The sequence below is a fragment of the Algibacter amylolyticus genome, assembly GCF_014202225.1.
In the GTDB taxonomy this organism is placed as follows: Bacteria; Bacteroidota; Bacteroidia; order Flavobacteriales; family Flavobacteriaceae; genus Algibacter_B; species Algibacter_B amylolyticus.
On sequence record NZ_JACHGE010000001.1, the window covers coordinates 333441 to 355078 of the forward strand.

Genomic DNA, 21638 nt, shown 5'->3' on the forward strand with positions numbered 1-21638 from the left:
TTAAAGCTAAATTTACAATAAATTTGATGCAAAAATAAACATTTTAATGATTAGAAAAGGAACCAGCACCGATATAAATAAGATTTTGGATATTACAAGAGCGTGTGCGGTTCATATGGTAGCAAATAATATTTATCAATGGAATCAAAGGTATCCCAATAAAATAGCTTTTCAAAAAGATGTTGATCGTAGTGAGTTATATGTTTTTAGAAATGGATAGTCTAATTATAGGAAGCATCACCATTTCTACTTTTATGGATACGGAGTACCAGCCCATTTCATGGCTAACTGAAAATAATAACATATATATCCATAGATTAGCCGTTCATCCAAATTATCAAGGTAAAGGTTACGCACAACAATTAATGGATTTTGCAGAGCTTTACCCAAGGCAAAACAAGTATGCTTCTGTTAGGTTAGATACCTTTTCACAGAACAAAAGAAACCATAAATTCTATGAACTTAGAGGCTATCAAAAACTAGGAGATATTTACTTTCCCAAACAAAGCAGCTATCCATTTCATTGTTACGAATTAGTTTTATGAGCACAAACATAAGTTTAAAGCATATCAATAAATTGGCTATTCCCGCATTAATTGCCGGAGTATCAGAGCCCATTTTATCGTTAACCGATGCGGCCATTGTTGGAAATATTCCTGTAAATGCAACCCAGTCTTTGGCAGCTGTTGGTATAGTAACCACCTTTATGTCTATGCTAATTTGGGTGTTGGGGCAAACTAGAAGTGCTATTTCCTCTATAGTATCGCAATACGTTGGTGCTAATAAGTTAGAGAAAATTAAAAATCTGCCTGCTCAGGCTATTTTTATAATAACCTCACTTAGTGTACTTATAATTGTTAGCACCTATCCGTTTGCAAAATATATTTTTAAACTTTACAACGCCACAGATTTAATTTTAGATTATGCCGTGGTATATTATAAAATCCGCGTACTAGGATTTCCTTTTACCTTATTTACAATTGCTGTTTTTGGAGCTTTTAGAGGGTTGCAAAACACATACCATCCCATGATCATTGCTATTATAGGTGCCATATCAAATATTATTTTAGATATTATTTTTGTTTACGGAATTAGTGGTTTTATAAAGCCTATGCATATAGAAGGAGCAGCGTATGCCAGTGTTATAGCTCAAATTTTAATGGCTTTATTTTCAGCATATTTCCTGCTTAAAAAAACAGAGATTCCGCTAAAACCAAGTTTTCCTTTTAATCCAGAAATCAAACGATTTTTGTTAATGATTTTAAACCTCTTTATACGCACCATTGCTTTAAACGTAACGCTGTATTACGCGAGCTCTTTTGCAACAAGTTATGGCGCAGCATATATAGCGGCCTACACCATTGCAATAAACTTATGGTTTTTAGGAGCCTTTATTGTCGATGGTTATGCCAGTGCAGGCAATATTTTATCGGGCAAGCTATTTGGCGAAAAAGCATATGCAACACTTATAACGTTAAGCAACAAACTTATTAAATATGGCGTAGTTATTGGCGTTATATTAGGAGTTGTAGGAGGCATATTCTATTACCCAATAGGGCGAATATTTACTAAAGAGCCCGAAGTTCAAGAGGCGTTCTATAACGTCTTTTGGATCGTGCTTGTTATGCAGCCGTTATGTACGTTGGCATTTATTTTCGATGGTATTTTTAAAGGCCTTGGTAAAATGAAATATTTACGTAACGTACTGCTCTTTTCTACCTTTATTGTTTTTATACCCATATTGTTTTGGTTAGATAATTTGGACTATAAGTTGCATGCTATTTTTATAGCCATCACCTTTTGGATAATTGCACGAGGCATACCATTAATTATAAAATTCAGGCAACTATTTTTGCCACTAGCTCAAAACAATTAACTTTGCATCATAGCATAACAAACTAATATGAATCTATTCATTGCTTTACTTCAGCAAGTAGATATTGAAGAAAAAATTAATAATGCACCAGATAAAGGCTACCAAATTGGCGTTTTTATTGGTTCTATACTTCCATTTGTAGTGCTTGTTACATTAGCCTATGTAGTTTACTATTATAATAAAAAAAGAAATAAATAAGCGTTATGGATATCACGAGCATCTTGTCCTTTTTAAGCGGAAGCGGATTATTCCTAATATTAGGAATCGTTTTAATAATCGTATACTTTGTAAATAAAAGAAAAAGAAGATAATGGCAAATAACATTCGTATTACAAAACAGTTCTCTTTCGAAACCGGTCATGCACTTTACGGCTACGACGGAAAATGTAAAAACGTACATGGACACAGCTACAAACTGTCTGTAACCGTTATTGGTCAGCCTATTACAGATACTAATAACGTAAAATACGGTATGGTTATAGACTTTGGCGATCTTAAAAAAATCGTTAAAGAAGAAATTGTAAACGTATTCGACCACGCCACGGTATTCAACAAAAACACGCCACATGTCGAGTTAGCAAAAGAGTTGTCAGACCGTGGGCACAATGTACTATTAGTGGACTATCAACCCACTAGCGAGATGATGGTTTTAGACTTTGCTAAAAAAATTGGCAAGCGATTACCAAGCCACATTAAACTACATTCATTAAAACTTCAAGAAACCGATACCTCGTTCGCACAATGGTTTCAGTACGATAATATTTAGGACGCATGCCTGCCGATAGGCAGGTTACCACAGGGGTCGGGCTTTATGCTATATCTTTTTTTGCCATTTGTGGCAGCAAAAAAAGGATGCCGCGGCAATCCCTAACGCGGGCATATTTGCTGAATTCAGTAATTAGTAAATAGGCAATTTTTTGTCCTGAAAATTTGTGATTTTTTATTTATTTTATAAGTATGTAGGCCACTGGTTTTTAATCAATATCCAATTTTTTCATTGTTCTTCTTATAAAACTTTTTTTGTCTTTTTTAACATCTTTTAGAAGTGCTTTTGTTCTATCAGGAATGTCAGCATAATATTTTTCTCCCCATAAATTAATTTCAATAAGTATAGGAAGTAATTCAATACCTTTCTTAGTGAGTTTATATAATACTTTTAATTTGCTATTTGGATGTTCAAGTTTTTCAATTACCATATTTTGTTCTAACGTCTTTAGTCTTGCTGCTAAAATGTTAGTTGATATTTGTTCTTCAGATTTTAATAAATCTCCATAGGTACATTGTTTAGCAAACATTAAATCACGAATAATGATTAATGACCACTTATCTCCCCATAACTCAAGAGAACAACTTATCGGACAATTTGATCTGTGTTTATCTTTTGACATAAAAATAACCTTTAATACACTTGCAAAACGCAAGTGAATTTATATATTTGTACTTGTAAAATGCAAGTAAATATATAATTAAAATTTTAGGAATGAAAAATTCAAATACAGAATATGCAAATATTGAAGATTTAAAAATTGCTTATCGAAAAAGAGGTAATGGCACTCCAATTATTTTGGCGAATAGGTTTAGAGGTACTTTGGACACATGGGATCCACTTTTCTTAGATTTATTATCAGAAAACAATACTGTAATTACTTTTGATTATACTGGTGTTGGCTATTCTGAAGGTGAATTACCAATAGATATTAACGAGGTTGCAGGTCAAATAGTAAAACTTGCAGACTATTTAAAAATCGATAAATTTTTTGTGTTAGGTTGGTCTTATGGTGGTTGGGTAGCACAATATGCAACCTTTATTAATTCTTCAAGAGTTTTAAAAACCGTGATAATTGGAAGTAATCCAATTGGGAAAAATGAAGTACCTCTTGAACCACTGTTTCTGAAACATGCCTTAAAACCAATAAATGATCTAGAGGATGAAATTATTATTTTTTATGAACCTAAATCAGAAAAGAGTAGAAAAGCAGCTCAAGAATCAAGAAGTAGAATTTATTCTAACCTAGATATTTCAAAAATTCCATCTAGTAAAGAAGAATTTAACCGCTATTTTGCTGCAGCCCCATCAGTGGTAGAGGATAAGGAAAATTTTAGAGAAAAGTATACAACTTTGCAAACACCAATTTTAGTCATTTCAGGAGATCATGATATATCTTATGCTACAGAAAATTGGTTTCCACTTCTAAAAAACGCACCTACAATTCAACATATTATTTTACCAGATTCAGGTCACGCAATGCATTTTCAATATCCCGAATTATCAACTAAATATATTAACATTTTCCTTAAAAATTAAAAAATAATCCTTGGCATAAAATGAGATAAGTTCGCAGTGAGTGTTTTATTTAACTGGTGGTTACCGGTTTTGCTATGCTTAGTTACGGCAATTTAGCAATTAAGTAAAGCTGTTGTTATAGGTAGAGTTGGTTTTAGTTCAGCATTTTGTTTAAAATAGCGTTTACGTGAATTGTTGTTGTATTAAACACTTTTAATTTATCAAAATCCTTTTGGTCAAGTATTAGTGGTAATTCAGTTCCGCCCAATACAATTCCTTCGATATTTTCATTGACTTGTAATTCATTTATTATTCCAATGAGTTGCTTTTTTGTTTCGGGAACGATTTTGTTAAAAACTAATTCTCCCATATATTTTTCGTGAATATAGTTTTGGTTTTCCTCATTTGGAATTACTATTTTAATTCCATTTTGTTCTCCTGATTTTTGGTAAAATCCTTTACTCATTGTTGATTTTGTTCCGAGCAAACCAACTTTTTTAATTCCTGTGTTTTTTATCGCTTTAGACGTTTCCTCAACTATACTTATCATTTTCGTATTTACAGATTCTGCTAGTTGGTCAAAAACTAAATGAGGTGTATTAGATGCTAATGCAATATAATCTACATTGGATTTTTCTAATATTTTAATTTTACTTTTTAGAAACTCTACCAATTCATCTAATTGATTAGTAAAAACATAATTAAGCATTTCTGTCATGTCCACGCTATGAATAAGAATTTCTGGATATTGATTTGTGTTCAATCGCTCTCTAAATGTCTTTATCAGCAATCTGTAGTATTCTATAGTTGATTCAGGTCCAATTCCACCAATTATTCCGATTGTATTCATATACTTTTTTTTGCCTACAAAACCTTGTATCAATCACATCTCGCAAACAAGTCGTGATATGCAAAGTTTTTTGTTACTGTTATCTTGTAAAGATAATTTTTTTTGAAAGAGATAGAATACAAAAAAATTATTCCCGATAGTTATCGAGATTATATAAAATGAAAAAGGTGAACTTGCGTTCACCTTTTTGCCCCAAATCTACCATAAACTTAACCTACTTATGTTATGGTGATGCAAATATATAGTACGGAAACCCAACGCAGAAATAATTTAGTTAAACTACGCAATTATTGGCTTAAACGATATAATACTAGTTAATTAGGGTTAAAGTGTAAGATTATGAATCTGTGTTTTAGATTTCACTTTATTCCATAAAAAAAGCCGAACAGAAGTTCAGCTTTTTTTGCCCCAAATCTACCATGAACTTAACCTACTTATGTTATGGTGAGTCCAATTTATGTGTATTTTAAGTACTAAAATTATTTTTTAGATGAAAAGCATTTTTTTGGGTTAAAATGCATAATTTACGGTTTTGCCACATCCAAATTATTAATTTAATAATTAATAAGCACGTTCTTTATTACCTTCATAAAAGTTAATAAATGCTCGGTTTACAACTCTATTTCCTCCTACGGTAGGATAATCTCCTGTAAAATACCAGTCACCTAAATGTTCAGGGCAAGCTTTATGTAAGTTTTCTACCGATTGAAAAATAATTTTAACTTCGGCCTTAATTGATTCATGACTTAATAAATCTGCTATTTTATCCGATATTTCTTCATCTGTAAAAGGATCGTAAATTTCTTTAACAAAATTCTTAACCAATTTATCCTCTAAATCGGTTTGTGTTAAGCATTTTTCGTAAACCTCCTTAACAATATCAAATTTGCCAGCTTCTTTTAAAAGCTCTAGAGCTGCTCTAAAAGCAACAAGGCTTTCCAGGTTAGCCATATCAATACCATAGCAATCCGGATAACGAATTTGTGGCGCAGAAGACACTACAATAATCTTTTTAGGATTTAAGCGATCTAGCATCTTTAAAATACTCATTTTTAAAGTGGTACCACGCACAATACTATCATCAATAATAACTAGGTTATCTGTAGGCTTAATTACGCCGTAGGTAACATCATAAACGTGTGCAACCAAATCATCTCTACTACTATCTTCAGTAATAAAAGTTCTAAGTTTTACATCTTTTATAGCTATTTTTTCAATTCTAGCACGCTCAGATAAAATCTCGGTTACTTTTTCTGCCGATAAGGAACGCTGGCCATTTAAAATAGCAGCCGTTTTTGTTTTATTTATAAATGCATCTGCCGTTTCAATCATTCCAAAAAACGAGGTTTCAGCGGTGTTTGGAATATATGAAAACACGGTGTTTTTTGTATCGTTATTAATAGCCTCAAGTACTTTAGGCATAAGTAGCTTTCCTAATGTTTTACGCTCTTGGTAAATTTCGGCATCACTTCCTCTAGAAAAGTAAACACGCTCAAACGAGCATGATTTTCTTTCCAAAGGCTCTAATATTTTTTTAATGGCAACTTTACCAGATTTTTTGGTAATAATAGCGTGTCCAGGATCTAGTTCTTTTACATCGTTAAAATCGACGTTAAAAACAGTTTGAATTACAGGGCGCTCTGATGCAACTACTACAATTTCATCATCCTTATAGTAATATGCCGGACGAATTCCTGCAGGGTCTCTTAATACAAAAGCATCACCATGTCCAATTAAGCCAGCCATAGCATAACCACCATCCCAGTTTTTTGCTGCACGACGCAATATTTTACCAACTTTTAAGCGTTCTGCAATTTGCGGCGAAGCGTTTTGCTTGTTATAGCCTTCTTTTTTTAAGTCTTTGTAAATTTTACTAACAGCATCATCTAAAAAATGACCAATTTTTTCCATAATAGTTATGGTGTCGGTATATTCTTTAGGGTGCTGTCCCAATTCAATAAGGTTGCCAAAAAGCTCCTTAACATTAGTCATGTTAAAGTTTCCTGCCATTATTAGGTTTCTGTGCATCCAGTTGTTTTGTCTTAAAAACGGATGTACACTTTCTACGCTATTTTTCCCAAAGGTTCCGTAACGTACGTGTCCTAATAACACCTCGCCTATATAAGGTATATTTTTTTTCTGCGCTGCAACATCATCTTTATATTCCGGATGCGCCTCAAGTTCCTTATTAATACGGTCGTTAATTTGAGCAAAAATATCTTGAATAGGTTGTTGTTGTACCGAGCGTACTCTACTTATGTATCGTTCTCCTGGTTTTGTATCTAATTTTATACTAGCAAAACCCGCACCATCTTGTCCACGATTGTGCTGTTTTTCCATCATTAAATACATTTTGTTTACACCGTAAAATGCACTGCCATATTTTTCTTTATAAAACTCTAATGGTTTTAAAAGTCTAATCATTGCAATTCCGCATTCGTGTTTTAAGGCATCACTCATAATTTGTAAATGTTTTCGCTTTACTAACTAATTATATTTCCTCGGTTAAAATCTTGATTATTTGATTTTTAAGAGGTAAACAGTATTTTAATCAAAAAACGCACTCTATTTTAGAGCGCGTCAGTTTATGTTAATTCTATTTCAAATTGTGTTAATTGCTTAAATTGCAGCAATCGTTTATGTACTTCTTGGTTTGATAGGTTTTCCATGCGTTCTGTACCAAATTTTTCAACACAAAACGAAGCTAAAGTCGATCCGTAAATAACGGCGTTCTTCATGTTTTCAAAAGAGGTGTCGCCCGTTTTAGCAATATAGCCTGCAAATCCACCTGCAAAAGTATCTCCTGCTCCTGTTGGATCAAAAACTTCGGCTAGCGGTAAAGCCGGTGCGTAAAACATTTGCTCGTTATGGAACAATAATGCACCATGTTCTCCCTTTTTAATAACCACGTATTTTGGTCCCATTTCATGAATTTTTTGCGCGGCAACAACTAGCGAGTATTCGCCGGTTAATTGTCTTGCTTCTTCATCATTTATGGTAATCACATCAATACGTTTTATAACGTTTTTTAAATCTTGTAAGGCGATGTCCATCCAAAAATTCATAGTATCTAGAACTACTAATTTTGGTTTAGTCGTCATTTGATCTAAAACACTAGCTTGGACGAGTGGATGTAAGTTTCCTAACATAACCACTTCGGCATCTTTATAATTTTCTGGTACAACAGGGTTAAAGTCTTCTAAAGTATTTAGCTCGGTAACTAAAGTATCGCGAGAATTCATATCGTTATGATATTTTCCACTCCAAAAGAATGTTTTACCATCTGTTACAATTTCAATTCCCGAAACATCAATATTTTTATCTGATAATAAGTCTAAATATTTTTGCGGAAAATCGCCACCAACTATAGAAACAGCTGCGGCATCAATATTAAAGTGAGAGGCAGCAAGTCCTATATACGTTGCAGCACCACCAAGAATTTTATCGGTTTTACCGAAAGGGGTTTCAATAGCATCAAAAGCTACAGTACCTACTATTACTAATTTGCTCATAAATGAGGTGTGAATTTAAGCTGCAAATATAAGTCTTTTAAACACTAATTGAAACAATATTTTTCTTGAGAATATATAAGTTTACGTGTAATTTTTACGTATATTTATCGTACATATTACGGTTATGAAACAAGTAAAAAAAAGAAAAGAAATTGTTTTAAGCGAGGAAACACTTGCTGTTCTTGAAGAAAAGGCTAAAAATCAAGGTCGAAATCTTAAAAATTATATGGAGTTTATTTTAAATGAAGTGGCTAATAACATTTTAGAAGAGCCTAAGGCTTTGGAAATTAAAAAGGCTTTAATTTTAAGTCGTTCTCAAAGCGAAAAAGGATTGATTAAGTCTAGTAAACAAGTTATTAACGCTGCTAAAAAAAGAATAGATGCAAGTAGTGTGGACAAAACAAGCTGAAGATTCTTTTAATGAAACAATTGATTATTTGTTGCTAAAATGGACTGCTAAAGAAGCTAATAATTTTATTGATTTAGTAGAATCTATAATCGAAAAAATAGAGAGAAACCCTAAACTATTTAAACGTTCTGTTTTTGATAAACAGAGCAGAGAAGTTATTATAACAAAGCATACCAGTATGTTTTATAGAGAGTTGAATGAAGAAGTTATTGAGATAGAATTTTTTTGGAATAACTACAGAGATCCAAAAATTAAAAAAGAAATAATAAAATAATAATTGCTATTTACGGCCAAAATCTGCTGGAATTTCTCCCCAAGCTTTGGTTTCCCATTTTACAATAACGGTTTTGTAAGTGTTGTTTTTAAGCCAATTTACAGCGCGATCCACTAAGTCGAAAACGGGTTTGTTTTTATCATTACGCTCTAGTTTAGTATTACAGTTTTTCTTTTTTACCCAACTCATTGCAGTTCTAGAGTCTGTATATAAAATGCGGTCGCTGTTATTCTTTTTTAAAATAGCCAAACCATGTACCAAAGCTAAAAACTCGCCAATATTATTTGTGCCTTGTTCAAAAGGACCTTGAATAAAAATTTGTTTTTTTGTTTTGGTGTCCACACCTCTGTATTCCATAATGCCTGGGTTTCCACTTGATGCAGCATCAACCGAAATGGAATTGTAGTTAGGTTGCCCTATTTTTTTTAGTTGCTCGTGAGATAATTCACTTGTAAACTTTGATTTTTTCCCAATATAATCGAAATAATTACCTTCAAGAGCTTCGTTGGCGGCTTCTAGTGTGGCAAACGATTTGTATTGTGCACCAGGATAATCTGTAATTTGCTTTTTACAGGCGTTCCAAGTTTCAAAAACACCAGTTTTATGTCCTTGCCAAACGGTATAATATTTCTTTTTCTTCTTACTCATTTTTGTCATTTCCGCGAAAGCGAAAATCCGTTTAATAATTGATAAATATTGGTTTTTGGAATTGGTGTTTTTATGGTTTTAAAAGATCATTAACAACCTTTGGAAAGTGTTCCATCTCCAATTCATGAATTTTTGCGGCAACATTTTCAGCCGAATCATTAGGATTTACATCGCATTTTGCCTGAAAAATGATGGCGCCTTCATCATAATGTTCATTTACATAATGAATTGTTATACCAGTTTCGGTTTCCTTATTATTAACTACGGCTTCATGAACGTTCATGCCATACATACCTTTTCCTCCAAATTTTGGTAATAATGCAGGGTGTACATTAATTACTTTATTAGGGAAAGCATTCAATATATTTTCAGGAAACTTCCATAAAAAACCAGCTAATACAATTAAATCTGGCTTGGATGCTTTTAAAATGTTAAGTACGTCTTCCGTTTGGGAAAGCGCTATTCTATTGAATGATAGGGCGCTAACTTTTAATTTTTTAGCACGCTCTAAAACTTTGGCATGAGGATTGTTAGTTAGTACTTGAATAACAGACGCATTATCGCTGTTGTGAAAAAACTTAATTAGATTTTCAGCATTAGTACCACTCCCGGACGCAAAAATTACAATACGTTTCATTTTACAGACTATAATGTTAAAGATTATTCGAACAAAAAAAAGAATAATTATTAACAATTAGAAGGTAAAAACTAAATACTTAAAACTAATTTTAGTAAATTACCATCACATTTTTAAACTAAAGGTGATTTATAAAATAAAGTTTTTTATTTTTGCCAACTAATTAAAACATTTAAATTAAAAAATTATGTCAGACATTGCATCAAGAGTAAAAGCGATTATCGTGGACAAATTAGGAGTAGATGAAAACGAAGTTGTTACTGAAGCTAGCTTCACAAACGATTTAGGAGCAGACTCTTTAGACACTGTAGAATTAATTATGGAATTCGAAAAAGAATTCGATATTCAAATACCAGACGATCAAGCTGAAAACATCGCTACAGTAGGTCAAGCTATTTCTTATATTGAAGCAGCTAAATAAGTAAAAAACAATCAAAATACTTTATGGAATTAAAGCGAGTTGTAGTCACAGGTTTAGGCGCTTTAACACCAATTGGCAATACCAAAGACGAATATTGGGAAGGCTTAATTAGTGGTAAAAGTGGAGCTGCGCCTATAACATATTATGATACCGAGAAGTTTAAAACAAAATTCGCTTGCGAATTGAAAAACTTTAACGTTACTGACTTTATAGATAGAAAAGAGTCTCGAAGAATGGACAAGTTTGCACAATATGCTATGGTAGCAGCAGACGAAGCCATTGAAGATTCTAAATTAGATCTAGACAAGGTTAATAAGTTACGTGTTGGTGTTATTTGGGGAGCAGGTATTGGTGGATTAGAAACCTTTCAGAATGAAGTTTTAAACTTTGCAGCTGGAGATGGAACACCAAGATTTAACCCATTTTTTATTCCTAAAATGATTGCTGATATTGCACCAGGTAATATCTCTATAAAACATGGTTTTATGGGGCCTAATTACACAACGGTTTCTGCATGCGCCTCGTCTGCAAACGCTATGTTCGATGCTCTAAACTCTATTCGTTTAGGTCATACAGATGTGGTTGTTACAGGAGGAAGTGAAGCAGCAGTTACTATAGCTGGTATGGGTGGTTTTAATGCTATGCATGCGTTATCAACTAGAAATGAAAGTCCAGAAACGGCATCCAGACCTTTTGACGCTACCAGAGATGGTTTTGTTTTAGGAGAAGGTGCAGGGGCATTAATTCTTGAAGAATACGAACATGCAAAAGCAAGAGGTGCTAAAATATATGCAGAATGTATTGGAGGAGGTTTATCTTCTGATGCTTACCATATGACGGCGCCGCATCCAGAAGGTATTGGTGTTATTGCAGTAATGAAAAATTGTTTAGAAAATGCAGGCCTAAAGCCGGAAGATGTAGACCATATTAATACACATGGTACATCTACACCTTTAGGTGATGTTGCAGAGCTTAAAGCAATTTCAGAAGTATTTGGAAGTCACGCTAAGAACATAAATATTAATTCGACAAAATCAATGACAGGTCACCTTTTAGGTGCAGCTGGCGCTATTGAAGCGATATCGGTTATTTTGGCTATGGAACACGGAATGGTGCCACCAACTATTAACCACACTACAGTAGATGAAAACATTGATCCAGAATTAAATTTAACTTTAAACAAGGCTCAAAAGCGAGACGTTAAAGTAGCAATGAGTAATACATTTGGATTTGGCGGTCACAACGCTTGTGTAATATTCAAAAAACTAGATTAAATCCCGAATGGAAAGCATTCGTAACATACTAAATTCCCGTTTTAAACGCAACGGGAATTTTTTTATGGAATTAACTAAAATTCTTGGGTTTAAACCTAAAAACATTAAATACTTTAAAAAAGCCTTTACGCATCGTTCTATGAATATTAAGGACACTAAAGGCAATCCGTTTAATTACGAGCGGTTAGAGTTTTTAGGAGATGCCATGTTAAGCTCCGTTATTGCTTCTCACTTATATCTTGAAGTACCAAGTGGCGATGAAGGCTATTTAACCAAAATGCGATCTAAAGTAGTAAGTAGAGAGCATCTTAATGACTTAGGAAAAGACTTAAAACTAATAGATTTAGTTGAAAGTAAAATTCCACCAGGTCAATTTGGCGATAATATTCATGGAAACTTATTTGAAGCCTTAGTAGGCGCCATATTTTTAGATAGAGGTTATAAATACTGCGAAAAGTTTATCTTTAAACGCATTATAATTCCTCATGTAGATATTGAAACGCTAGAAGGAAAAGTAATAAGCTATAAAAGTTTACTAATAGAGTGGTGCCAAAAAGAAAAGAAGACCTTTGGTTATAACGTTTACGAAGATACCGGTAATGACGATGTTAGGCATTTCTCGGTAAAACTATCTATCGATAATAAGGTTATTGCTAAAGCAAGAGCAACATCCAAGAAAAAGGCCGAAGAAAAAGCTTCAAAACGTGCCTTTTTTGCCTTTCAAAATAAAATGTCGAAGATGCTTTAGGCCTAAAAAAAACTTTTTTAGCATTAAGTTTTTATCGAAGTTCACTACAACGTTTTAGTCGCATTTCTTCTTAAGATTAGCATAAACTTAATATAACCGAACGTTTTTAATATTATATTTACGAAAATTAAAATAAGTTATGGCGGTTCACAAACTTATTCTTGATGATGCTTTTGATGACGCATTATATACCTTAATCGCAATACATTGCAGGCTTGAAGACTATCGATTAGCTTATCTGCTAAATAAACATTTAGGTATTGTACTTGCTAGAAAAGCATCAGATTTAGATTTTAAAAACGGACAGGTTTCTTATTCAATTTTCGAATGGGAAGACCAAAAACAACTAACAGTTTGGAGTTTGGTGTCTAATATTTGTAAAACCACCGAGCTAAAACAATCAGATAATACGTCGTTATTCGACAACCAAGAAAAAATAACTAAAACATTTCAGTTATTACCAGAATATAAAACTGTAAACTATTTTTTAAAAATAGACAGCGAAATCAGTTTAAGTAAAGAAAAATATATATTAGATAGTATATTGAGTATTCCACAAATTGCAACCGCTTACAGTGTAGATTCTAGTGAATTGAAATCAAAAGAAAATCTAATTTTTAACTAATGTCAATAGATAAAAAAACTAAAATAGTAGCCACTCTAGGGCCTGCTACCAGTACCAAGGAAGTCTTAAAAGGAATGCTTGAAGAAGGAGCTAACGTATTTAGAATTAACTTTTCGCATGCCGATTATAATGATGTGAAAGAACGCGTACAAATGATACGCGAACTAAATGAAGAATATGGATTTACGGCAGCTATACTTGCCGATTTACAAGGTCCTAAGCTTCGTGTTGGTGTCATGAAGGATGAAGTAATTGTAAACCCAGGAGACGAAATTATTTTCGCTACCGGAGAGCGTTTCGAAGGTACAAAAGATCGTGTTTACATGACTTACGATAGGTTTCCGCAAGATGCAAAACCAGGAGAACGTATTCTTTTAGATGATGGAAAATTATTGTTTACGGTTGTTTCTACAGATGGTAAATCTGAAGTAAAAGCTAAAGTAGTGCAAGGTGGACCGTTAAAATCTAAAAAAGGGGTAAACCTTCCTAATACAGATATATCGCAACCTGCTTTAACAGAAAAAGATATTGAAGATGCTATTTTCGCTATTAGTTTAGATGTCGATTGGATAGCACTTTCATTTGTACGTCATGCAGAAGATTTAATGCAATTGCGCGATTTAATAGCAAAACATGGTGATCATAAAATTCCAATTATTGCTAAAATCGAAAAGCCAGAAGCTGTAGAGAATATTGATAAAATTGTTGCGCATTGCGATGGTTTAATGGTAGCTCGTGGCGATCTAGGTGTAGAAGTTCCAGCAGAAGAAGTACCACTTATCCAAAAGCAACTAGTATTACGTGCAAAAAGAGCAAGAATTCCAGTAATTATTGCAACGCAAATGATGGAGACTATGATAGATAGTTTAACGCCAACAAGAGCAGAAGTAAATGACGTTGCCAACTCGGTAATGGATGGAGCCGATGCTGTAATGTTATCTGGCGAAACATCTGTAGGTCAATACCCTGTGCAGGTTATTAAAAAAATGTCCGACATTTTAAAAAATGTTGAAAATTCAGAGTTAATTAAAGTACCTCAATTACCTCCACATATTCGTACTAACCGTTACATAACAAAATCAATCTGTTATCATGCGGCTAATATGGCAAACGAAATTAATGCTAAAGCCATTTCTACGTTAACAAATAGTGGGTATACAGCATTTCAAATTTCGGCTTGGAGACCATCATGTCATATCCTAGTATTTACATCAAACCACCGTATTTTAACGCGTTTAAGCTTACTTTGGGGTGTTCGTGCATTCTATTACGATAAGTTTGTAAGTACCGATGAAACTATAGAAGATGTTAACGCTATAGCCTGTAAAAAAGGATACTTAAATGTTGGCGACATGGTTATTAGTTTAGCCGCAATGCCAATGAAAGAAAAAGGTATGGTAAACACGCTACGTGTTACAGAAATAGAAACTTGTAATTTATAGTATAATATATATTTGGGCGCCTGCCTGCCGGCAGGTTACCCGAAAAGGGTCGCGCTTTCCATTATATCTTTTAAATAAAAAAAACTGCTTTTAAGGCAGTTTTTTTTATTTAAAAGGATGCCATTTCAATCGCTAAGGCAGGTGTTTGTAAGTTTATGGCTTAAACTAAAGGTTGTTTTGTTTTTGGAAGGGTTCGTTTAACGTTTCGTGGATATGAAATCGTTATCAATGTTTTGTATCCGACGTTAAACGAAGTTATCATTTTTTTCTGACAAAGTCAAGTATGCCAATTCCTTGTAAACAAAAAAGGCGAGCTTTTAAAGCCCGCCTTTTTATAAATATATAAATAATTGTTCGGTTAGAACGTTCCAATAAAGTGGCTACCTGTAACGTTTACTAACTCTGCACCTTTAGTTACATTACCAGTTTCGGTATCTACAACATAAATATTACCATTTTGCCCTACTGGAGCTTGAGTTACGTAAATGTCGTTGTCTTGTACCACAAAACCTTGGTATTGGAATAGGTAGAAATCAGGACTGTAAGGAATAGCATCAATTTTCACTGCTGTTTTAGCGTTTAAATCTACTAAAGCAAAAAAGCCTTGTGCACCTGCTACACCTTCCGCAGAACCATTATGACGGTAAGCTAACACTGCTTTTCCGTTTGCTGCTGGTCTCCATGCAAGAATATAAGCACCTTCTACGCCTAAAGCATCATCTAAATTAAAATCGTAAGCATCATCATATTGGTTATTGCTATCAATCTTTAAAATATGAGACCCTTCAGGATCACTTTGGTTAGCTTGATAAACACTTCCGTTATATTCAAAAGCATTAATACTTCTGTAACCATTAGTGTTTCCATGTCCTACAGCAGAGGTTATTACTTGAGGGTTTAATAACGAAGGATAATCTAATACAATGGTTTTAGATCCTAAAATTTCGAAATCGCTATCGCTTTCTGCGGTAGCAGGATCCACTTTACTTAAACGTCCACCTATATAAAGTTTATCGCCAGCGGCATTTAAAGTTGGCATATCAATTCTAGAAAAGTAGTAACCTGCAGCTTCTTCTTCAGCACTTAATGGTACAACATGCTCCTGGAAGTTATTTATTGCAGAGTTTACTAAATCTAAAGTTACTACACCTATTGTGGCTTCGGTATGCGTATAGAAATCGTCTGTATCATCATCAGGAGTATCATTATCGTCAAATTGATGTTCTGTGTTTACATAAACAGCAGCGCCTGTATTATCACCATCAAATAGTTTTATCCATCTTGGAGCGGTACCAACGTATGGCGCAATACTAATTGCAGAACCAGTTTGTGTAAAGCTTTGTCCGCCTCCAACAGTGTATTTTGTATAGTTTCCACCAGTATCTCCAGCGTAGCTAATATTAAAAATAGTGTTTCCATCTTCAGAAGATTGTAATCTTGCAGTTCTGTTTGATGGTGCTATAAAACCATTATTAAAAGCATCAATTGAAACAGTAGGATCTTTGGCATCTTCAGTGCTTACCGAGTAAATTAATGTCCCTCCATTTCCATCTCCTGGTTCGGTTCCCATTTTAGCTGCTGCAACAGTTATCCATCTAGAATCTGTTTGTTCTGGATTAGGATCTGTAGTTCCACCATTATCGTCGTCGCTAGTACAAGCTGTTAAAAGCCCAATTGATATAGCTAAAAGCCCTAAGGTTTGGATATTTAAAAAATTACGTTTCATGTGTGATTTATTTATTTGGTTAAAATTTATGAATTGAATAATTAAGTTTAAAGTAAAAAGCACGTCCTGGTTTTTGTACAGATAGGTTATCGTACACAGGCTTATCGAATATATTTTTAATGTCGAAACTAACCACTAATTGCTTGTTTGGAAAGGCATAACTCAGTCCGAAATCTTGAGCCAACTGTTCTGGAACTTTAAAAAAATCGTCGCCAACCGTATTACTACCTTGTTTTGGTAAGTATGAGAAATCGTCTGTAAAATGAAATGAGTAAAATAAATTTAAACGCGATTTTTGCTGAATTAAATTTTTGAATGAATAGCGTAAATTACCATTCATGGTCATAAAAGGGGTGTTGGGTACATCTATTTCGATACCGCTATTTACAATGTTTAATTCGAATTTAGACACATTAAAATTAAGCGTAAAATTGCGGTTATATGTATAGTTTAATTGGGCATCGATACCTTTAGAAGTTCCACTACCTTGATTTACATAGAGTATTAATTCGTCATCAATATTAAATGAGTTTTCAATAGGTAAGCCAATTCTATCCTTAATATTTCTAGTAAACAGGTTGGTTGAAACCGTTAAGCCATGTTTATTGAAATTAAATTTACCAAAACGAAATCCTAAGTTGTAGTTGTTACTTTGTTCTGGTTTAATACTTGGGTTGGCAACCACATTATCGCCATCGTTACCAAAAACTTCGGTTTCGTTTGGTAGTCTAATCGCTTTTTCTGCCGAGGCCAATACGGTTAGTTTTGGAGTAATAGCATACGATGTTGCAAAGCCATAACCATTAAATGTATTGTTACTGCTAACTATCTCGTCTACAACTGTACTATTCCCTTCCGTATCCGTTTCAATAGCAGGATCAATACTAGTTGTTTTTTGTTGGTAGTGTTTTCCGAATAGGCTGGCTTTAAACTTGTTTTCGAAGGCCGATAACTCGTAAGTTAAAGCGTAAATATTTTTATCGAAATCTCTAGTGCCTTTAAATGTGTTTTCTAAATACGATTGTAAAGCATCGCTATCTTCTCTATCAATACCGCTATACACATGGTTTACTAATACTTTGTGATGCTCGTTAATTTCATAAGACACTCCGGTTCTAATAGAGGCTACATGACGTTTTATTTTAGCTAGCGTTGGGCCACCTTCTTGTTGCGAACCCCATGTATATTCGTATTCGTCACCTCTAAAATCAATGGCGCGCTCACCATTCCAGCTGTAAGCTGCAGCAACGGTATCGTTAACGGCACGGTTTCTTTTGCCATAAACACCGTTAATATTTACATCTAGCCCTTCGGTAAAAAGGTCTTTCTTTTGGTAGGTTAAATTTGCTAGTAAAGCATCAGATTCTAAATAACGACCTTTATAGGGCGTAATGGTCATAAAAGCACCGTGTTGTACTTCTTTATAATCTTCCGAGGCATTAAATCCAATTAAAAATTGATCTGCCCATTTTACATTGGTATACCCAATTTGGGCCATTCCGCCGGTAGAGCGATAGGTATCATTAAATCGTCTTGCTGTAATTGGAGTTTGTACACCGCCTAAGCCTGTAACAACGATGCTTCGTCCTGAAACTTTATAGTCGTTATCAGAATAATTATTAAACAGAGAACCCTTTACTGTAAAGCCAGATTTATCAAACCGATATAAACCATTAACATGCGTTTGTACTGTGTTAAAAGAACCATAGGACACAGAGGCGTTTAAATGACTTCGAGTGCCTTTGTGCAGTACAATATTAATGGCACCACCTAAGGCATCGTCTGCTAAATGTCCTGGAACTACACCTTTGTAAACCTCAATATCCTTAATCATTGAAGTCGGAATGCTGTTTAAGTTATAGGAGTTTCCATAAATTGAAATAGGTATACCGTCTATAAATATGCGCACCGCACTTCCCGACAAGCCATTTAAGCTGTAACTAACGCTAGAGCCTAAGCCACCATTCTGTCTAATTTTTATACCGGCCGTGGCGTTTAGCAATTCGTTAGTTTGCATGTTTCTAAGACCAGCTTCTTTGGTTTTAATTACACTTACTGCAAAGCCTTGGGTTTCTTTTATTGTTTTATTAGATTTTCTAATAACTTGAACCTCGTCTAAATCTTGATAATCGGTTAATGTTAAGGTTGTGTTTATAGATTTTTTATTTGAATCTAAAACCACCTTAATTTTTTTGGGTTTAGCATCAATCGAATAAATTTCTAAAGAATACTCACCATAAGGAATAGCATTAAATTTAAATTCGCCGTCTATACCTGTTGCCGTTTCTTTTTTAAGCGTTTTGTTTTGGATAGTTACGTAGGCTCCAAGAACGGGTTCGTTATTATTAAAAGTAACAAGTCCTTCTAGTGTGCAATTCTGACTAAAAGTAATACTGCTAAGTAGCAGTAAAATTAAAAATGGACTTTTGTTAAGAAACATGGTTGTTTTTTTTACAAAAGTAGCCTTATTTAGATTTAGTCCAAATAAAGATATAACATTTTCACATATTTAGTTTATAGTGTTAAAATTTTATTGATATCAAAATTTATAATTATTTATTTTGAATAGTAATCAAAAAAATCTATTATTTTTAATAATTCTAAATAGAGGAAATTGAATTTAAATTGCATTTTTAAGGTGATTTTTATTAAAAAAATGAATTTTAACAGCGAATAGGATTGTTTTTTGGCTAAAACTCGAATTTTAACTGGACACTCACACTTGCAGTTGGTTGTGGCTTTTCTTTTTTTTCTGTGTTTAAGCTCGACATAGAAATGCCCAACAGCCTAACAGAATTATTTAAAGTTTCTTGATAGAGTAATTGTTGCGCTGTTTCCAAAATAACATCCTTATCACTTATATAATATGGCAATGTTTTACTACGTGTTTGTAATGTGAAATCGCTGTATTTTATTTTTAAGGTTACAGTTTTACCAGCAACTTTGCTTTTAAGTAACCTACGCGATACCTCGTCTGCAATATGTTTTAGCTTTTCTAGCATAAATATTTCCGACGATAAATTTTCGCTAAACGTACGTTCGGCCGCCAAACTTTTTCTAATTCTATCTGGTTTTACCTCGCTATTTTGAATACCTCTAACAATGTGATAATAATACCTTCCGGATTTTCCGAAGTTTTTATCCAGATATTCTAATGATTTATTTTTTAAATCTAAACCTGTAAAAATGCCTTTTTGGTACATTTTTTCGGCCGTTACCTTGCCTACGCCATAAAATTTTCGAATATCCAATTGTTCTAAAAACTCAAGAACTTCCTCGGGATTTACCGTTTTTTGTCCGTTTGGTTTATTGTAATCACTAGCTACCTTAGCAATAAATTTATTAATAGAAATACCAGCAGAAGCTGTTAAACCGACCTCTTCAAGAATTCTAGCTCTAATTTCTTCAGCAATTTTCGAGGCACTTGGGTTTCCTTTTTTGTTTATGGTAACATCTAAATACGCTTCATCTAAGGATAATGGTTCTACCAAATCGGTATAATCATGAAAAATTTTTCTAATTTTTTTAGATATTTCTGTATACCGTTCAAAATTTGTTTTCACAAAAATAAGATGCGGGCATAGTTTTATAGCCAAAGAGCCAGACATCGCACTTTTAACTCCAAATTTTCTAGCCTCGTAACTCGCAGCACTAATAACACCGCGTTTTCCACCACCACCCACGGCAATTGCTTTGCCTTTAAGTTCTGGGTTATCCAATTGCTCTACAGATGCATAAAACGCATCCATATCAACATGAATAATTTTTCTTAATGGAAAATTGCTAGACATACCGTAAATTTAGGCATTAAATGCCTGTTTATTAAAGTAAGATTAGGATAAAAATGATAGAAATTGAACGTAAATTTTTGGTGACTTCAAATGCTTTTAAAACAGAGGCTTTTAAATCTACACGGATTACACAAGGGTATTTAAATTCCAATAAGGATAGAGCTGTTAGAGTACGGATTAAAGGTGAGCAGGGGTTTTTAACCATAAAAGGGGCATCATCAAAAAATGGCTTATCGCGTTTTGAATGGGAGAAAGAAATTCCCCGTAAAGAAGCTCAAGAATTATTAAATTTGTGCGAACCGGGAGTTATTGATAAAACCCGCTACGAGGTAAAAGTAGGCCGTCATATTTTTGAAATTGACACGTTTTATGGTGGTAATGAAGGTTTAATTATAGCCGAGATCGAACTAAAAAACGAAAATGAAACTTTTGAAAAACCAAATTGGTTAGGCGAAGAGGTTTCTGGCCAAATCAAATATTATAACTCACAGTTAAGTAATAACCCTTTTAATACATGGGATACGTCCTGTAATAATTTATAAAAAATGAAATTAATGAAAAGAATTCTAGTAATATTTACACTTAGTTTCATGCTATTTGCATGTAAAGACAATTCAGTAAAACCGGAAGCAGAAGAGGTTATTAATGAGGTTACTAATGCTATAAAAGACGTTGCTGAAATAGAACCGGAAGTTCCAAAAACTACAAAGGAAATTAAGGAAGAACTTACGGCTAAAGGTTTTAAGATTTTTGATTATGTAGATGAAGCCACTCAAGATACTATCATTATGCAGCAGTATTTTATGGCGTTTTTAAAAAAAGGTGCCATTCGTATGCAAAACGAAGAGGAATCTGCAAAACTCCAAAAACAGCATTTAGCACATTTAAAAAAAATGTACCAGCTAGGTTATGCTGATATCTCTGGTCCTTTTGGTGATGATGGCGATATTCGCGGTATAACCATTTACAATGTACCAACTTTAAAAATGGCCGATAGTTTAGCAAATTCAGATCCTATGGTTAAGGCCGGAAGATTGGTTATTGAAGTACACCCATGGTGGGCCGCAAAAGGTTTTGAATTACGCTAATGCTAAAGTTTGTTAGAGGGCTTTACCTCGTTT

General features: G+C 33.7%; 22 protein-coding genes and 1 pseudogene. 14 read left to right on the forward strand and 9 right to left on the reverse strand.

The features are described 5' to 3' along the window. The first annotated feature begins 46 nt into the window (after nucleotides 1-46). From HNQ90_RS01465 to HNQ90_RS01480, 4 genes and pseudogenes are all read left to right on the forward strand, one after another. A pseudogene (locus tag HNQ90_RS01465) lies at nucleotides 47-545 on the forward strand (GNAT family N-acetyltransferase). Further along, nucleotides 542-1876, forward strand: a complete 1335-nt coding sequence (locus HNQ90_RS01470) for an MATE family efflux transporter (protein WP_144114882.1) — start codon at nucleotides 542-544, stop codon at nucleotides 1874-1876. Before HNQ90_RS01465 ends, HNQ90_RS01470 begins: the two are co-directional and overlap by 4 nt. Before the next feature lie 27 nt (nucleotides 1877-1903). Then, nucleotides 1904-2074 (forward strand): hypothetical protein, encoded by a 171-nt coding sequence (locus HNQ90_RS01475; protein ID WP_172625795.1) that lies wholly within the window; start codon nucleotides 1904-1906, stop codon nucleotides 2072-2074. A gap of 112 nt (nucleotides 2075-2186) precedes the next feature. Beyond that, complete coding sequence (locus HNQ90_RS01480) at nucleotides 2187-2642, forward strand: 6-pyruvoyl trahydropterin synthase family protein (protein ID WP_144114883.1); 456 nt, start codon at nucleotides 2187-2189, stop codon at nucleotides 2640-2642. A gap of 208 nt (nucleotides 2643-2850) precedes the next feature. Here HNQ90_RS01480 and HNQ90_RS01485 read toward each other — a convergent pair whose 3' ends face one another. Continuing rightward, nucleotides 2851-3264, reverse strand: a complete 414-nt coding sequence (locus tag HNQ90_RS01485) for a winged helix-turn-helix transcriptional regulator (RefSeq protein WP_144114884.1) — start codon at nucleotides 3262-3264, stop codon at nucleotides 2851-2853. Nucleotides 3265-3356: 92 nt separating this feature from the next. Between HNQ90_RS01485 and HNQ90_RS01490 the strand changes: the two genes are divergently transcribed. After that, nucleotides 3357-4181 (forward strand): alpha/beta fold hydrolase, encoded by an 825-nt coding sequence (locus tag HNQ90_RS01490; protein WP_144114885.1) that lies wholly within the window; start codon nucleotides 3357-3359, stop codon nucleotides 4179-4181. Between the two features lie 133 nt (nucleotides 4182-4314). On the opposite strand, the gene HNQ90_RS01495 is transcribed toward HNQ90_RS01490, so the two are convergent. From HNQ90_RS01495 to HNQ90_RS01505, 3 genes are all read right to left on the reverse strand, one after another. Then, nucleotides 4315-5010, reverse strand: a complete 696-nt coding sequence (locus HNQ90_RS01495) for an aspartate/glutamate racemase family protein (protein ID WP_144114886.1) — start codon at nucleotides 5008-5010, stop codon at nucleotides 4315-4317. A 561-nt stretch (nucleotides 5011-5571) separates the two neighbouring features. After that, the gene (locus HNQ90_RS01500; protein ID WP_144114887.1) at nucleotides 5572-7470 is read right to left on the reverse strand and encodes an amidophosphoribosyltransferase; all 1899 of its coding nucleotides are present in this window, start codon (nucleotides 7468-7470) and stop codon (nucleotides 5572-5574) included. 125 nt (nucleotides 7471-7595) lie between these two features. Beyond that, entirely contained in the window at nucleotides 7596-8522 is a 927-nt protein-coding gene (locus HNQ90_RS01505) for a PfkB family carbohydrate kinase (RefSeq protein ID WP_144114888.1), read from the reverse strand. A 124-nt stretch (nucleotides 8523-8646) separates the two neighbouring features. On the opposite strand from HNQ90_RS01505, the gene HNQ90_RS01510 reads away from it, so the two are divergent. Next, the gene (locus tag HNQ90_RS01510; protein ID WP_144114889.1) at nucleotides 8647-8931 is read left to right on the forward strand and encodes a hypothetical protein; all 285 of its coding nucleotides are present in this window, start codon (nucleotides 8647-8649) and stop codon (nucleotides 8929-8931) included. Further along, nucleotides 8903-9205, forward strand: coding sequence for a type II toxin-antitoxin system RelE/ParE family toxin (locus HNQ90_RS01515; RefSeq protein ID WP_144114890.1), 303 nt, complete (start codon nucleotides 8903-8905; stop codon nucleotides 9203-9205). The genes HNQ90_RS01510 and HNQ90_RS01515 overlap by 29 nt, the downstream gene beginning before the upstream one ends. 6 nt (nucleotides 9206-9211) lie before the next feature. On the opposite strand, the gene HNQ90_RS01520 is transcribed toward HNQ90_RS01515, so the two are convergent. Next, nucleotides 9212-9853, reverse strand: a complete 642-nt coding sequence (locus HNQ90_RS01520) for a ribonuclease H1 domain-containing protein (protein ID WP_144114891.1) — start codon at nucleotides 9851-9853, stop codon at nucleotides 9212-9214. Nucleotides 9854-9923: 70 nt separating this feature from the next. After that, nucleotides 9924-10490, reverse strand: a complete 567-nt coding sequence (purN, locus tag HNQ90_RS01525; RefSeq protein WP_144114892.1) for a phosphoribosylglycinamide formyltransferase — start codon at nucleotides 10488-10490, stop codon at nucleotides 9924-9926. Between the two features lie 187 nt (nucleotides 10491-10677). Between purN and HNQ90_RS01530 the strand changes: the two genes are divergently transcribed. From HNQ90_RS01530 to pyk, 5 genes are all read left to right on the forward strand, one after another. Next, a complete protein-coding gene (locus HNQ90_RS01530) occupies nucleotides 10678-10911 on the forward strand; it encodes an acyl carrier protein (RefSeq protein ID WP_007647141.1) in 234 nt (77 codons plus the stop codon). Between the two features lie 23 nt (nucleotides 10912-10934). Then, nucleotides 10935-12185, forward strand: coding sequence for a beta-ketoacyl-ACP synthase II (gene fabF, locus HNQ90_RS01535; protein ID WP_144114893.1), 1251 nt, complete (start codon nucleotides 10935-10937; stop codon nucleotides 12183-12185). Nucleotides 12186-12192: 7 nt separating this feature from the next. Next, nucleotides 12193-12933 (forward strand): ribonuclease III, encoded by a 741-nt coding sequence (gene rnc, locus HNQ90_RS01540; protein WP_144114894.1) that lies wholly within the window; start codon nucleotides 12193-12195, stop codon nucleotides 12931-12933. 139 nt (nucleotides 12934-13072) lie between these two features. Then, the gene (locus tag HNQ90_RS01545) at nucleotides 13073-13558 is read left to right on the forward strand and encodes an IPExxxVDY family protein (RefSeq protein WP_144114895.1); all 486 of its coding nucleotides are present in this window, start codon (nucleotides 13073-13075) and stop codon (nucleotides 13556-13558) included. Beyond that, nucleotides 13558-15000 carry a pyruvate kinase gene (gene pyk, locus HNQ90_RS01550; RefSeq protein ID WP_144114896.1) on the forward strand — a complete coding sequence of 481 codons (1443 nt, stop codon included), beginning with the start codon at nucleotides 13558-13560 and terminating at the stop codon, nucleotides 14998-15000. Before HNQ90_RS01545 ends, pyk begins: the two co-directional genes overlap by 1 nt. A 358-nt stretch (nucleotides 15001-15358) precedes the next feature. Here pyk and HNQ90_RS01555 read toward each other — a convergent pair whose 3' ends face one another. From HNQ90_RS01555 to dinB, 3 genes are all read right to left on the reverse strand, one after another. Further along, nucleotides 15359-16726 (reverse strand): hypothetical protein, encoded by a 1368-nt coding sequence (locus HNQ90_RS01555; protein WP_144114897.1) that lies wholly within the window; start codon nucleotides 16724-16726, stop codon nucleotides 15359-15361. A gap of 19 nt (nucleotides 16727-16745) precedes the next feature. Continuing rightward, nucleotides 16746-19166 (reverse strand): TonB-dependent receptor, encoded by a 2421-nt coding sequence (locus HNQ90_RS01560; RefSeq protein WP_144114898.1) that lies wholly within the window; start codon nucleotides 19164-19166, stop codon nucleotides 16746-16748. A 250-nt stretch (nucleotides 19167-19416) separates the two neighbouring features. Beyond that, a complete protein-coding gene (gene dinB / locus HNQ90_RS01565) occupies nucleotides 19417-20517 on the reverse strand; it encodes a DNA polymerase IV (RefSeq protein WP_144114899.1) in 1101 nt (366 codons plus the stop codon). 53 nt (nucleotides 20518-20570) lie between these two features. On the opposite strand from dinB, the gene HNQ90_RS01570 reads away from it, so the two are divergent. Then, on the forward strand, nucleotides 20571-21059 hold the full coding sequence (locus tag HNQ90_RS01570) for a CYTH domain-containing protein (RefSeq protein WP_144114900.1): 489 nt from the start codon (nucleotides 20571-20573) through the stop codon (nucleotides 21057-21059). Between the two features lie 12 nt (nucleotides 21060-21071). Then, nucleotides 21072-21605, forward strand: coding sequence for a YciI family protein (locus HNQ90_RS01575; RefSeq protein ID WP_144114901.1), 534 nt, complete (start codon nucleotides 21072-21074; stop codon nucleotides 21603-21605). Nucleotides 21606-21638 lie beyond the last annotated feature (33 nt).